The organism is Sphingomonas tabacisoli, assembly GCF_042678385.1.
Classification (GTDB): Bacteria; Pseudomonadota; Alphaproteobacteria; order Sphingomonadales; family Sphingomonadaceae; genus Sphingomonas_B; species Sphingomonas_B tabacisoli.
Genome location: NZ_JBHUDY010000001.1, coordinates 155,813 through 168,099 on the forward strand (window position 1 = coordinate 155,813; position 12,287 = coordinate 168,099).

Genomic DNA, 12,287 nt, shown 5'->3' on the forward strand with positions numbered 1-12,287 from the left:
GGAGGATGATCCTATGAGGCGGTTCCTGATTCTGTCGCTCGCTCTCGCTGCCCCGGCGCTCTCCGCTCCGCCAAACCACGCACCGCGCTGGGCGCCGGCCGGGACGGGCGAGGGCGGCGGCGTGATCGAGATCGACCGCGCGTCGCTCACCTGGCGGCCGCTGCAGCATGCCTGGTGGCGGATCCATTATGCGCCGCCGAAACAGGATGGCACTGTCGAGGAGCGCAACCTGGAGCTGATCGATTGCCGAGAGCGCGTGTCCTACGGCATCGAGACCGTGTCCCTCGATGCGTCCGGTGCCGTCATTTCCGATCAGCGCGACAGTGAGGATCTGGCGATGCAGCGCATGAGCCCGCCGACGCCGGGAACGCCCGGCGAGACCGTCGCCATCCAGGCATGCCGGATGCGCCCGCCGCCTCCGCCGCCGCGCAAGCGCCCCTGACGGGCATCCAAATAAGGTTTATGCCACCGTCGTTCAGCGGTTTGGGCGATTGTTAAGCATTTCGCTTTATGCTGGCGGCATGAGAGTGATGACCATCATGAGCATCGCACTGGCGCTGACCACGGTCTGCGATCGCGCGTTCAATCGCGGCGACCTGACCATGAAGCTCTATGCGAATGCACGGGATGTCCGCGATTGGGCGGAGAAGAGCGGCGGCGACGTTGCCGATAGCTTCATCGGCTTTCGCGCCTCCTGATTTTCCAAAAACGCGCCTAAATTCAAGCGCGTGACCCTCGATCGCAATCCCTGCCGCGCGCTGTGGAAAACGGCCCATTTCGCTTTCGTTTTCGGGCCTCCATCCCTATATCCTCGGCATGGCAACCACCCCCAATGAAAACAGTTACGGCGCCGATTCGATCAAGGTGCTGAAAGGCCTGGACGCGGTTCGCAAGCGCCCCGGCATGTATATCGGCGACACCGACGACGGATCGGGCCTCCACCACATGGTGTTCGAGGTTTCCGACAACGCGATCGACGAGGCGCTCGCCGGGCATTGCGACCTGATCCTGATCCAGTTGAACCCCGACGGTTCGGTCTCTGTCGAGGACAATGGCCGCGGCATCCCGACCGACATCCACCCGGAAGAAGGCGTGTCGGCAGCCGAGGTCATCATGACCCAGCTCCATGCCGGCGGTAAGTTCGAGAATACGTCGGATGACAACGCCTACAAGGTGTCCGGCGGCCTGCACGGCGTCGGCGTTTCGGTGGTAAATGCGCTGTCGGAGCATCTCGACCTGACGATCTGGCGCGACGGGCAGGAGCATTTCATGCGCTTCCGCCACGGAGATGCGGAAGCGCCGCTGAAAGTCGTCGGCACCGCGCCCGAGGGCAAGCGCGGCACGCGGGTGACCTTCCTGCCGAGCCCCGAGACTTTCAAGATCACCGAGTTCGACTTCGAGAAATTGGAGCACCGCTATCGCGAGCTGGCGTTCCTGAACTCGGGCGTGCGGCTGCGGCTGATCGATGCGCGGCACGAAGAGCGGGTGGAGCATGAGCTCTATTACGAAGGCGGGATCGCCGCCTTCGTGAAGTGGCTGGACCGCGCGAAGACGCCGCTGTTCCCCGACCCGATCGCGATTCACGGCCAGCGCGACGCGATCGGTATCGACATCGCGCTCGAGTGGAACGACAGCTATTACGAGAACGTCCTCGCCTTCACCAACAACATCCCGCAGCGCGACGGCGGCACCCACATGGCCGCGTTCCGCGCCGCGCTGACGCGCACGCTCAACGGCTATGCCGATCGCTCCGGGCTGCTCAAGAAGGAAAAGGTCAGCCTCACCGGCGACGACATGCGCGAAGGGCTGACCGCGATCGTGTCGGTGAAACTGCCCGATCCGAAGTTCAGCTCGCAGACCAAGGACAAATTGGTCAGCTCCGAAGTCCGTCAGCCGATGGAACAGCTGATGGCGGACAAACTGGACGAGTGGCTGGAGGAAAATCCGGCTCATGCCCGCGCGATCGTCCAAAAGGTCATCGACGCCGCCGCCGCCCGCGAAGCGGCGCGCAAGGCGCGCGAGCTGACCCGGCGCAAGGGGGTGATGGATATTGCCTCGCTGCCCGGCAAGCTCGCCGACTGCCAGGAGCGCGATCCGGCCAAGTGCGAGCTGTTCCTGGTCGAAGGCGACTCAGCCGGCGGCTCCGCCAAGCAGGGCCGTGACCGCAACATCCAGGCGATCCTGCCCTTGAAGGGCAAGATCCTGAACGTCGAGCGCGCGCGTTTCGACCGGATGCTGTCGTCAAAGGAAATCGGCACGCTGATCCAGGCGATCGGCACCGGCATCGGCCGCGACGATTTCAACATCGAGAAGCTACGCTACCACAAGATCATCATCATGACGGACGCGGACGTGGACGGCGCCCATATCCGCACGCTGCTCCTGACGTTCTTCTACCGGCAGATGCCGGAGATCATCGCGAACGGGCACCTCTACATCGCCCAGCCGCCGCTCTACAAAGTCGCGCGCGGCCGGTCGGAGACGTACCTGAAAGACCAGGCGGCGATGGACGAGTATCTCGTCGGCGCCGGCGTCGAGGCGATGCGGCTGGAGACAGCCGAAGGCACGCGCTTCGGCGACGATCTGCGTGCCGTGGTGGATCACGCCCGCCGCATGCGCGCGCTGATGGCCTATGTGCCGCGCCGCTACGATCCCGCGATCGTCGAGGCGCTGGCGCTGAACGGCGCGCTGGCGCCCGACATGAGCGCCGAGGTGAAAACAGCAGCGATCGCCCGCGTCGCCGAGTGGCTCAACCGCAGCGACACCGAGGCGCGCTGGACCGGCCGCGTCGCGGCGGAAGGCGGCTATCATCTCGAGCGGCTGTGGCGGGGCGTCACCGACCATCATATCGTCGAGGCGGCCTTCCTGGGCTCCGCCGAAGCGCGCAAGCTCCACGGGCTCGCCAAGGAACAAGCGGAAACCTATGCGGCGCCCTCGCGGCTGGTCTCGGTAAAGAGTGCAGCGGTCGAGGACGGCGAGGACGCGCCGGCCGATCCGAAGGGCACGGCAGTCAGCCGCCCGTCCGAGCTGCTCGACGCGATCTTCGCGGCCGGCCGCAAGGGCCTGTCGGTGCAGCGATACAAGGGTCTCGGCGAAATGAACGCCGAACAGCTCTGGGAAACCACACTCGATCCCGACGTGCGCTCGCTGCTGAACGTGGAGATTGCCCAGGCCGACGTCGCCGACGAAATCTTCACGCGCCTGATGGGCGACGTCGTCGAACCCCGCCGCGAATTCATCCAGGAGAACGCGCTGAGCGTCGCCAATCTGGACGTATAGTCGGTGCCGCGGATCGTTCGTCTCGCCAATACCGAGATTGCCATGTATTTTGCCGATCACAACCCGCCCCATTTCCACGTTCTCGGGCGCGGCGGGGCGGCGCAGGTCGCGATCGACACCCTTGAGGTGATCGCCTTGAGCGGCAGGATCGACCTGCGCGAAGCGCTCGATTGGGCGACTCGGAACCAGGCGCGGCTCCGGGAGCTGTGGAACGAGTTCAGCGGAGACGACGCATGAGCATCGGCAAGCTTGCCAGCGCGGAGCCCCAGGCAGATTTCGTCGTCGAACTGGCTTGGGATGATGGTTTCAAGGCAAGGCTCAACCTCGAGCCGCTGATCAAGATGCGCCCCGTCCTGAAGCCGCTTGGCGACCCTGCAGAATTCGCGCGCGTCCGATTGTCCAAGGACGGGTGGTCGATCGAGTGGCCCAGCGGCATCGACTTTGGAGCGCCGCAATTGCGTCGGTGGGCAACCGATGGTTTCGACAAGAAAGCCGCAGCCTAGTGAACAGCGAGACACGTCCCGAGCATTTTGCCTGGTCCGAAGAGGGCAAATGGAAGTGGATCGCGCGGGTCGGCTGGAAAGGCCTGTGCCCGCGCTGCGGCAAGGGGCCGCTGTTCCAGGGCTGGCTGAAAGTGCGGGAATCGTGCCCCGTTTGCGGGCTCGATTACCGGTTCGCGACCCCGGATGATGGGCCGGCCTTCTTCGCGCTGTGCCTGACGGCCTTTCCGCTGATCTTTTTCGTCGTGTGGCTGGAAGTCGCCTATGCGCCGCCCTGGTGGGTGCATGTGATCACGTCCGGGCCGCTGATGGCGCTCGGCACGGTGGCGAGTCTCAGGCCGTTCAAAGGCTGGCTGGTCGCATCTCAATATGTGAACCGCGCAGAGGAAGCGGGTACGGAAGATCTCGCCCGCCGGATCGACCGCAGGGACTGAACCCGGAACGACCCTCGCGTGTTCAACGCTCCAAGCCAAGGAGGTTGAGCAATGGATATTTCCAACAGGCCGCTGATCGAGCGGATCGCGCGGGTGCTGGCCGGGCAGCGCCTGAGCTCCAATGCGGAAGGATCGAACCCGTCGGCCGGCGAAGTGGTCGACCTCGCGTGGCGCGAACATCTGGATGATGCGCGCGCGGTGCTGCGGACGGTCCGAGAACCGGACGAGACGATGGCGGCAGCGGGCGATGCGGCGGTCTGGGAGCGGATGGTGCGCGCCGCGATCGACGCGGATGGCGCCGAAAAGCCGAACGCCGACCGGGTCGAGGAAGAAGCCGCGGCGGTCGGACCCTAAAATTCGCGGCTGAGCGCAAACTCTACGCGGGTGCGTTTGAAATCGTAGATCGGGATCGTCGAATCGCTCTCGGTGTGCGTCACGCGCACGAGCGGGGCGAGGCCGCGCCAGGTGAAGCGGCGCAGGATGATGCCGCCGGTAAGGTCGAATCGCTTGTCGTTGCGGGTGACGCCGAAGAGCGGATCGCGGCCGTCGGCGGACAGGCGGAAGCCGCTCAACTGCACGTAACCGAGCTGTTTGCCGAATGCGCGCGAGGCGAGCAGGTCGACCCCGACGCTCTTGGTCGCGAGGAAATCGACTTTTGCGTCCTGCCGCGTGCCCCGCACGCTTACCCGCGTGCTGAACCGCGGGCTGAAGGCGCGGTCATAGGCGATGCTGAGATCGCTGAGCAGACCGTCCTGAATGGGCGCCTTGGCATAGTTGCTCTGCAGCAGCGTCAGCTCGCCTTCGACCTGACTGACCCGGTCGAGCGGCTTCAGCACGTTCAGCGAGCCGCCATAGCTTTCGGAGTAGAGATCGCCGCCGAACCAGCGCCGTTGGGCGATGGCGGCGGGCCGCACCCGCGCCCCGGCGAGCCTGAACTCGGGACCGGACGCAAGCGTGAGCACCACATCGTTGAACTGCGACTTGCCGTAGAGATCGGCGCGCACCGAAGCGCGGCTGAGCAGGTCGATAGTTTCGGTCAGCTTGCCGCGCGCAAAACCCTGAGCCGAAAGCGAAAAACCGACCCCGGATGTGGCGCGCGCATCCTTGCTGAGCGTCAGCGGCGCGACGACGGTGTCGACGCGCTCTTGGCTGGTCGCGCGGTTGATGTTGCTGTCGGGCGCGACGGCCACTTCGATCGAACCGCCGATCGTGCGGCTGGACCGCAAGGCGGTTGCGAAGCGATCGACCACACGCGCGACATCGTCCGGCAATCCCGCCGCTCCGGCGCGTCGCAGCTCACGCCGCGCGCCGGATTCGTCCCCGGTCTCTGCAAGCAGGCGCGCGAGTTCCAGTCGCGGCCGTCCGGCATTGGGCTTTTCGTCGAGCAACGCCTTCAGCCACTCGATCGCGCCCTGCTTGTCGCCTTGCGCCTCGCGCAGGATCGACAGCCGGAACCGCGCTTCGGCGCGATAGTCGGAATTCGGATCGCGGGTCAGGCCCTTGAGCAGCGTTTCCGCGTCTGAGAAGCGCTTCGCCGCGACGTAGCGATCGGCGATCGCGAACACCTGGACGGCATTCAGCCCGGCCGCACAGCCCTTCTCTGAGTCGCACGCCGGAGAAGCTTGCGCAAATGCCGGCGCCGCAAAAGCGGCGAGGAGCAGCGCGGAGGCCATACGCACGAACACAAACCGCCTCCGCGGCAACAAGCAAAAACGAAACTTAGTTGGCCTTGCCGACCACGGCGCCCGCGGCAGTGCCGCCGCGGCCATTGGGGTCGCTCAGGCTGAACGTGTAGCCCACTTCCTGTCCTTGGGGGCCGAAGAAGGCGCCAGCGAAGCTGCCATTGAACACATTGCCGTCAGCATCGGTGCCGACGTGCGTGAAATTCCCGGCAAACCCGCCGCCCAGCGCCGCGATCGAACCGGTGCCGTCGAAGCGGCCGAGGCTCTTCGCCGTGCCGTTTGCGACGCTAGTGCCGTCGAGCTGTAGCGTCGTCGCGACCGTTTTGGCCGTGAAATCGGCCGTCAGGCTGCTTGTGCCCGCGAGCACATAGATGCCTTCCGGATTGTTCCAGATGCCTTCGACTGTGGTCGCATAGCTGCCCGAGCCGGTGCTCGGCGCATTCGCATCCTGCCGAATGCCATAGACGAAATACTGGAACGACAGGTCGGCCGTCGTGCCATTGCTGACCGAATGCCGCCAGGCGCCGTAGCTCACATAGCTGAGCGCAAGGGTGGTGTTGCCTGCGCCCGGATTGAACAGCACCAATTTGTCCTGACCGCCGCCAGCGGCCTGGTTGAACGTGGTGATCTTAGCGTTCGTCTCGTTGGGATCGGAGCTCTTGGTCGCCGGCAGGAAAGTTGCCGAGGCGCCACTGGCATCGCGGACGGTGTAGCCCTGGGTTGTCGCGTCATAGCTCAGCGACACGCCGCTGCCGAAGCCGTTGGCGAGCGCGGTCTGGCCGGTCGTCGTCTTGTCGGCCTGTAGCGTCGCCGCCGTGCGCGCGCCGGTGGCGTCGAACGTCTGGCTATAGACCAACGGCGAGAGGCTGGTGTTGGTGCCGCCAGGGGCGGGCGTCGGTGTCGGCGTGGGCGCCGGAGTAGGCGTGGGTGTTGGAGCCGGCGTCGGCGTCGGCGTCGGAGCCGGGGTCGGCGACGGGGTAGGAGTTGGGGCCGGGGTCGGCGTAGGTGTCGGCGCCGGAGTGGGTGTCGGCGTCGGAGTCGGAGTCGGGGTGGGCGTCGGCGCCGGAGTAGGCGTCGGAGTTGGGGCCGGCGTAGGCGTCGGGGTGGGTGTCGGCGCCGGGGTAGGCGTTGGGGTCGGCGTCGGAGTAGGAGTCGGCACGGGGGCAGGCGTGCCGCCGGCCGAACCGACGCTCGATCCGCCACCGCCGCAGGCCGCCAGCGCGAGGCCGAGGCTGAAAACGCACGAATTCCGCAACTTACGCATGAACTAACCCCGCCCGATCGGATGACCCGTTAACGATATTCGGTAAGGGTTGATAACGGGTTAAATCGCGGCGTCAGGCGGCGCGCAGGGCCTTTTGTCGCCTTCGTTGCACGGACGATCCTATTCCCATCGCCTCGCGATATTTGGCGACCGTGCGCCGCGCGATGTCGAAGCCCTTGTCGCGAAGCAGATCGACCAGCGTGTCGTCGGACAGGATCGCATTCGGGTCTTCGGCCGCGATCAGCGCTTTCAGCGCGCTCTTCACTGCCTCGGCGGAGACTGCCTCGCCGCCGTCCGCCGCCTGGATCGCGGACGTGAAAAAGTATTTGAGCTCGAACAGCCCGCGCGCGCAGCTCAGATATTTGTTCGAGGTGACCCGGCTGACGGTGGATTCGTGCATGCCGATCGCTTCCGCGACCTGCCGCAAAGTCAGCGGCTTCAGATGGCCGACGCCTTTCAGGAAGAAGAATTCCTGCTGCTTCACGATCTCCGTCGCGACCTTGACGATCGTGCGCTGCCGTTGGTCGAGAGCCTTGATCAGCCAGTTCGCGCTGTTCAGGCAGTCGTTTAGCCAGGCCTTGGACGCCTTGTTCTGCGGGCCGGAGACCAGCTCCGCATAATAGGAGCGATTGACGAGCAGCTTGGGCAAGGTCGCATTGTTCAGCTCGATCGCCCAGCCAAGCGGCCGCTTGGCGACGAAAATGTCCGGCACCACCGTCTCGACCCGCACCGCGCCGAACCTCAGCCCCGGCTTCGGATCATAGTTCCGGAGTTCCCGGATCATGTCGGCCAGGTCTTCGTCGTCGACCTGGCAGATGCGCTTCAGATTCTGCAGCTTACCGGCGGCGACCAGATCGAGGTTCGCGATCAACCGCTGCATGCAGGGATCATAGCGGTCCGCTTCCTTCGCCTGCAGCGCAAGGCATTCGGCAAGGCTGCGCGCGCCCACGCCGGTCGGGTCGAAGCGCTGGATGCCGGCCAGCACGCGCTCAATCTCGGCCAGCGGCACGCCGAGGCGGGAGGCGATCTCGGCCAAGTCGCCGGTCAGATAACCGGTCTCGTCGATCTGGCCGATGATCTGCGTCGCGATGAGATGGTCGCGGCCGGAAAAGCTCTCCCCGGCCTGGGCGAGCAGATGATCCTCGAGCGTGTCCGCCGCGTCGGCGAAGCTGTCGAAGTCGATCGCCTCGCCCGATCCCTCGCCGCCTCCCAATCCGAGCGATCCATCCAGCCCGTAGCTTTCGGTCGGGCCGTCGTGATGAAACGTCTCGGCGATCAGATCGACGTCGAGCGGGGCGTCGGCGACCGCGTCGCCATGCTCGACCAGCCGGTCGGCGGTGACGGGTTCGGGCGGCTCGTCGCCGTCCCATTCCTCCGCCTCCGGGGCTTCCGCAGGCGCGCGCTCCTCGCCGCCGGTTTCGAGCAGCGGATTCTTGTCCAGCTCCTCGGCGATGAACGCCTCGATCTCCAGATTGGACAGCGCCAGCAGCTTGATCGCCTGCTGCAACTGCGGCGTCATCACCAGCGATTGCGACTGGCGCAGGTCGAGGCGAGGCGCGAGGCTTGCCACGATTACAACTCGAAATGCTCGCCCAGATAAAGGCGGCGGACATTGGCGTCGGCGACGAGGTCCTCGGGGCTGCCGGCGAACAGCACGCGGCCGTCATAGATGATGCAGGCGCGGTCGACGATGTCCAAAGTTTCGCGGACATTGTGGTCCGTGATCAGCACGCCGATGCCGCGTTTCTTGAGCTGGCAGACGAGATCGCGAATGTCGGCGATCGAGATCGGGTCGATGCCGGCGAACGGCTCGTCCATCAGGATGATCGACGGATTGGCCGCCAGCGCACGCGCGATCTCGCAGCGCCGCCGCTCGCCGCCGGACAGGCCCATCGCCGGCGAATTGCGCAGGCGCGTCAGGCCGAATTCCTCGAGCAATTGCTCCAGCCGCTCCGCGCGGGCGTCGCGGTCCGGCTCCGCCAGCTCCAGCACTGCCAGGATGTTGCGCTCCACCGACAGGCCGCGGAAGATCGAGGTTTCCTGCGGCAGATAGCCAAGCCCCAGGATCGCGCGCCGATACATCGGCAGACCGGTGATATCCAGCCCGTCGAGCATGATGCGGCCGGAATCGGGCTTCACCAGCCCCATCACCGAATAGAAGCAGGTCGTCTTGCCGGCGCCGTTCGGGCCGAGCAGGCCGATCACTTCGCCGCGCGCGACGGAGAGCGAGACGTCGGACAGCACGACGCGCTTGTCATAGGCCTTGGCGATCGAGACGACCGCAAGGCCGTTGCCGACCTGCGGCTCCGGGTTTGGCGCAACAGGCGCGGTCAGGGTGGCGACGTCATTCATTACAACGGGCTACTCGCAAATCGAAGTTGGCGAACAGTAAACAAATGCGATTTGGCAAGGATCGTGCATGAAAGATAGGCCCCAATGCGACGAAGCGACAAAAGGGCGGCTTGTCCCGCGTGATCTTCGGCGCCGGATGTGGCAGCAGGCGCCGAACCACGGAGCCGCCTCTTGCCGTTATACCAACGAACCGATCGTCCCGCGCTTGCCTATGTTCATCGCGAAGGGGGCGGGCCCACGATCGTGTTTCTCCCCGGCTACGCCTCCGACATGGCGGGAACCAAGGCCGTCGCGCTCGACGAATGGGCGGCGCGCGAAGGACGGGCGATGCTGCGCTTCGATTATTCGGGCTGCGGGGAAAGCGAGGGCGCGTTCGAGGACGGAACACTCGCGCTCTGGCGCGACGATGCGCTGGCGCTGATCGACGCGCTGACCGAGGGGCCGCTGGTGCTGGTCGGCTCCTCGATGGGCGGCTGGATCGGGCTGCTCGTCGCCGAAGCGCGGCCGGAGCGGATCGCGGCGTCCGTCGGCATCGCGGCGGCGCCCGATTTCACCGACTGGGGCTTTACCCAGGACCAGAAGATGAAGCTGCTGAGCGAAGGCCGGCTCGAACGCCTGTCCGACTATGGCGCGCCGCTGGTCACCACGCGGGCCTTCTGGCAGTCGGGTGAAGGCTTGCGCATGCTCCACCGCGAGATCGCGATCGACTGCCCGGTGCGGCTGCTCCACGGCCAGCGCGATCCCGACGTGCCGTGGCACCATTCGACGCACCTCGCGACCCGGCTCCGTTCAGCCGATGTGCAGACGATCCTCGTCAAGGACGGCGACCATCGCCTGTCGCGCCTGCAGGATTTGGCCCTGCTGATCGCGACCGTCTCCAGCCTGCCGGTATGACGCCATGATCCTGCTTGTTCCCTTGCTCCTCCAGGCAGCCGCGCCGCTCCAGAACTGCGCCGAGCTCGTGAAGTCCGATCCCGCCAGGGCGCTGGAAGTGGCGAACGGGCGCATTCTCCAGGGCGGCGGCGTCTCCGCCAAGCATTGCGCGGCGATGGCCTTTGCCGCGCTCGACAAATGGCCCGCGGCCGCCGCCGCGTTCGAGCAGGCCGCGCAGGAAGCCGAGCGCAACAAGCTCGGCATTGCCGGCAGCCTCTGGGTGCAGGCCGCGAACGCGCATTTAGCCGCAGGCGACGCGGCGCCTGCGGTGAGCGCGCTCGATGCGGCACTCTCCGGCGGGTCGCTGACCGGGCTCGCTCGGGGCGAGGCCTATCTCGATCGCGCCCGCGCCAATGTGGCACTTGGAAAGCCTGAGCTGGCGCGCACCGACATGAACGAGGCGCTGAAGCTGGTGCCGCAGGATCCCCTTGCCTGGCTGCTGTCGGCGTCGCTCGCGCGCCGAATGGGCCAGCTCGACCGGGCGCAGACCGATATCGAGCAGGCGGCGAAGCTGTCGCCGGACGATTCCTCGGTCGCACTGGAAGCGGGCCGCATCGCGCTCGCCTCCGGCGCCCCTGGCGCGGCGCGGATCGCGTTCGAAGGCGCGATCAAGAACCAGCCGGGCAGCGAAGGCGCGAAGGCCGCGCAGGCGGAGCTTGACCGACTCGGGAAGCCCGGCGCACCGCCGAAACCATGAAATATCTGCACACGATGATCCGGGTCAGCGATCCGGACGCGACGATCCGCTTCTTCGAGCTGATCGGCCTGAAGGAAGTCCGCCGCTTCGACAGCGAGAAGGGACGCTACACGCTGATCTTCCTCGCAGCCCCCGGCCAGGAAGGCGTCGCCGAGGTCGAGCTGACCCATAATTGGGACCCGGAGGACTATACGGGCGGCCGCAATTTCGGCCATCTCGCCTACCGCGTCGACGACATCTACGAGACCTGCCAGCGGCTGATGGACGCCGGCGTAACGATCAATCGCCCGCCGCGCGACGGCCACATGGCGTTCGTGAAGTCACCGGACGGGATTTCCGTCGAGCTGCTCCAGGACGGCCACCTGCCGCCCGCCGAGCCCTGGGCGTCGATGCCCAATACCGGAAGTTGGTGAGATCAACGCAGATAGAAGTCGATCGTCGTCACCACCCGCACTTTCTGAAGCGGCGAACTCCCGGCCGAGCCGCCGCCTTCCCCATCGACATCGCCGTCGCGCGCGCCGATCGAGAAATAGCCCTGGCTCGCGGACTTGATGCCACCGACGGCCGCGCCGCTGTCATGCGCGAATTGCTCCGCGCTCGCCCGCGCACTCTTCGTGCCCTCGGCGATCATTTCCGGCTTGATGCTGTTGAGCTTGGTGAAGCTGTAAACGATGCCGCTGCCTTCCTCGAGCGCGACGCCGGCGCGGATCAGGTCGGACTGGCGAGCGAAGGCCGCGCGGGCGCGCATCACATCGGCAGTACGAAGCTGCAGCTTGCGGTGCACCGTGATCACATTCTCGTGGCGGTTGCTGTCGAAGAACTGATTGACGCTCGCCCCGGTGTCGCTGACCGCGCTCGCCGGAAAGCCCGCGCGTTGGAAGAAGGTGCGGACCGCCTGGCTCTTCTGGTCGATCGCGCTTTGGACCGGACCGAGCTCGGTGCCGGTCTCCGAAAACTGAATCGTCCAGGTGGCAAGGTCGGCGACGACATTGCGCTCGGCGAGGCCGCGGACGGTGACCGAGCGATCCGCCATCTTCGCGCGCCGCAGTCCGTCGCCCAACAGAAAGCCGCCACTGGTGAAACCGATCGCCAGCAGTGCGGCGGCTGTGAGCAACACTCTGCGGGTTGCGGCAACCTCGGTCATAC

General features: G+C 66.0%; 16 protein-coding genes. 10 read left to right on the forward strand and 6 right to left on the reverse strand.

What is annotated here, in order from left to right:
* The first annotated feature begins 13 nt into the window (after positions 1-13).
* The 7 genes from ACFSCW_RS00915 (at position 14) to ACFSCW_RS00945 (ending at position 4,567) form a co-directional block, all read left to right on the forward strand.
* Entirely contained in the window at positions 14-442 is a 429-nt protein-coding gene (locus ACFSCW_RS00915; RefSeq protein ID WP_380885954.1) for a hypothetical protein, read from the forward strand.
* A gap of 79 nt (positions 443-521) precedes the next feature.
* Positions 522-698: a hypothetical protein gene (locus ACFSCW_RS00920; RefSeq protein ID WP_380885956.1), complete on the forward strand. Its 177-nt coding sequence runs from the start codon at positions 522-524 to the stop codon at positions 696-698.
* 118 nt (positions 699-816) lie between these two features.
* Positions 817-3,279 carry a DNA topoisomerase (ATP-hydrolyzing) subunit B gene (gene gyrB, locus ACFSCW_RS00925; RefSeq protein ID WP_380885958.1) on the forward strand — a complete coding sequence of 821 codons (2,463 nt, stop codon included), beginning with the start codon at positions 817-819 and terminating at the stop codon, positions 3,277-3,279.
* Positions 3,280-3,282: 3 nt separating this feature from the next.
* Positions 3,283-3,516, forward strand: coding sequence for a DUF4160 domain-containing protein (locus ACFSCW_RS00930; protein WP_380885960.1), 234 nt, complete (start codon positions 3,283-3,285; stop codon positions 3,514-3,516).
* Positions 3,513-3,782, forward strand: coding sequence for a DUF2442 domain-containing protein (locus ACFSCW_RS00935; protein WP_380885962.1), 270 nt, complete (start codon positions 3,513-3,515; stop codon positions 3,780-3,782). The genes ACFSCW_RS00930 and ACFSCW_RS00935 overlap by 4 nt, the downstream gene beginning before the upstream one ends.
* On the forward strand, positions 3,782-4,213 hold the full coding sequence (locus ACFSCW_RS00940) for a DUF983 domain-containing protein (protein WP_380885964.1): 432 nt from the start codon (positions 3,782-3,784) through the stop codon (positions 4,211-4,213). The genes ACFSCW_RS00935 and ACFSCW_RS00940 overlap by 1 nt, the downstream gene beginning before the upstream one ends.
* Positions 4,214-4,264: 51 nt before the next feature.
* The gene (locus ACFSCW_RS00945) at positions 4,265-4,567 is read left to right on the forward strand and encodes a hypothetical protein (RefSeq protein ID WP_380885966.1); all 303 of its coding nucleotides are present in this window, start codon (positions 4,265-4,267) and stop codon (positions 4,565-4,567) included.
* On the opposite strand, the gene ACFSCW_RS00950 is transcribed toward ACFSCW_RS00945, so the two are convergent.
* The 5 genes from ACFSCW_RS00950 to lptB all read right to left on the reverse strand — a co-directional run bounded on the left by ACFSCW_RS00950 (position 4,564) and on the right by lptB (position 9,511).
* Positions 4,564-5,886, reverse strand: coding sequence for a surface lipoprotein assembly modifier (locus ACFSCW_RS00950; protein ID WP_380889964.1), 1,323 nt, complete (start codon positions 5,884-5,886; stop codon positions 4,564-4,566). The genes ACFSCW_RS00945 and ACFSCW_RS00950 overlap by 4 nt on opposite strands.
* Positions 5,887-5,932: 46 nt before the next feature.
* Entirely contained in the window at positions 5,933-6,751 is an 819-nt protein-coding gene (locus tag ACFSCW_RS00955; protein ID WP_380885968.1) for a hypothetical protein, read from the reverse strand.
* Entirely contained in the window at positions 6,741-7,139 is a 399-nt protein-coding gene (locus ACFSCW_RS00960; RefSeq protein ID WP_380885970.1) for a hypothetical protein, read from the reverse strand. Before ACFSCW_RS00960 ends, ACFSCW_RS00955 begins: the two co-directional genes overlap by 11 nt.
* 93 nt (positions 7,140-7,232) lie before the next feature.
* Positions 7,233-8,729 carry an RNA polymerase factor sigma-54 gene (gene rpoN / locus ACFSCW_RS00965; protein WP_380885972.1) on the reverse strand — a complete coding sequence of 499 codons (1,497 nt, stop codon included), beginning with the start codon at positions 8,727-8,729 and terminating at the stop codon, positions 7,233-7,235.
* A gap of 2 nt (positions 8,730-8,731) precedes the next feature.
* Positions 8,732-9,511 carry an LPS export ABC transporter ATP-binding protein gene (lptB, locus tag ACFSCW_RS00970; RefSeq protein WP_380885974.1) on the reverse strand — a complete coding sequence of 260 codons (780 nt, stop codon included), beginning with the start codon at positions 9,509-9,511 and terminating at the stop codon, positions 8,732-8,734.
* A gap of 171 nt (positions 9,512-9,682) precedes the next feature.
* On the opposite strand from lptB, the gene ACFSCW_RS00975 reads away from it, so the two are divergent.
* From ACFSCW_RS00975 to ACFSCW_RS00985, 3 genes are read left to right on the forward strand one after another with little or no spacing between them, the layout of a single operon-like run.
* Positions 9,683-10,405, forward strand: a complete 723-nt coding sequence (locus tag ACFSCW_RS00975) for an alpha/beta hydrolase (protein WP_380885976.1) — start codon at positions 9,683-9,685, stop codon at positions 10,403-10,405.
* Positions 10,406-10,409: 4 nt separating this feature from the next.
* Positions 10,410-11,141 (forward strand): tetratricopeptide repeat protein, encoded by a 732-nt coding sequence (locus tag ACFSCW_RS00980; protein WP_380885978.1) that lies wholly within the window; start codon positions 10,410-10,412, stop codon positions 11,139-11,141.
* On the forward strand, positions 11,138-11,554 hold the full coding sequence (locus tag ACFSCW_RS00985; RefSeq protein WP_380885980.1) for a VOC family protein: 417 nt from the start codon (positions 11,138-11,140) through the stop codon (positions 11,552-11,554). Before ACFSCW_RS00980 ends, ACFSCW_RS00985 begins: the two co-directional genes overlap by 4 nt.
* Positions 11,555-11,556: 2 nt before the next feature.
* Here the strand turns inward: ACFSCW_RS00985 and ACFSCW_RS00990 are convergent, their stop codons facing one another.
* A complete protein-coding gene (locus tag ACFSCW_RS00990; protein WP_380885982.1) occupies positions 11,557-12,285 on the reverse strand; it encodes an SIMPL domain-containing protein in 729 nt (242 codons plus the stop codon).
* Between the last annotated feature and the right edge of the window lie 2 nt (positions 12,286-12,287).

Coding starts and splice junctions, on each gene's coding strand:
- ACFSCW_RS00950 (WP_380889964.1), bottom strand. CDS start 5,886: ATGGCCTCCGCGCTGCTCCTCGCCGCTTTTGCGGCGCCGGCATTTGCG.
- ACFSCW_RS00985 (WP_380885980.1), top strand. CDS start 11,138: ATGAAATATCTGCACACGATGATCCGGGTCAGCGATCCGGACGCGACG.
- gyrB (WP_380885958.1), top strand. CDS start 817: ATGGCAACCACCCCCAATGAAAACAGTTACGGCGCCGATTCGATCAAG.
- ACFSCW_RS00920 (WP_380885956.1), top strand. CDS start 522: ATGAGAGTGATGACCATCATGAGCATCGCACTGGCGCTGACCACGGTC.
- ACFSCW_RS00990 (WP_380885982.1), bottom strand. CDS start 12,285: ATGACCGAGGTTGCCGCAACCCGCAGAGTGTTGCTCACAGCCGCCGCA.
- ACFSCW_RS00915 (WP_380885954.1), top strand. CDS start 14: ATGAGGCGGTTCCTGATTCTGTCGCTCGCTCTCGCTGCCCCGGCGCTC.
- lptB (WP_380885974.1), bottom strand. CDS start 9,511: ATGAATGACGTCGCCACCCTGACCGCGCCTGTTGCGCCAAACCCGGAG.
- ACFSCW_RS00980 (WP_380885978.1), top strand. CDS start 10,410: ATGATCCTGCTTGTTCCCTTGCTCCTCCAGGCAGCCGCGCCGCTCCAG.
- ACFSCW_RS00945 (WP_380885966.1), top strand. CDS start 4,265: ATGGATATTTCCAACAGGCCGCTGATCGAGCGGATCGCGCGGGTGCTG.
- ACFSCW_RS00935 (WP_380885962.1), top strand. CDS start 3,513: ATGAGCATCGGCAAGCTTGCCAGCGCGGAGCCCCAGGCAGATTTCGTC.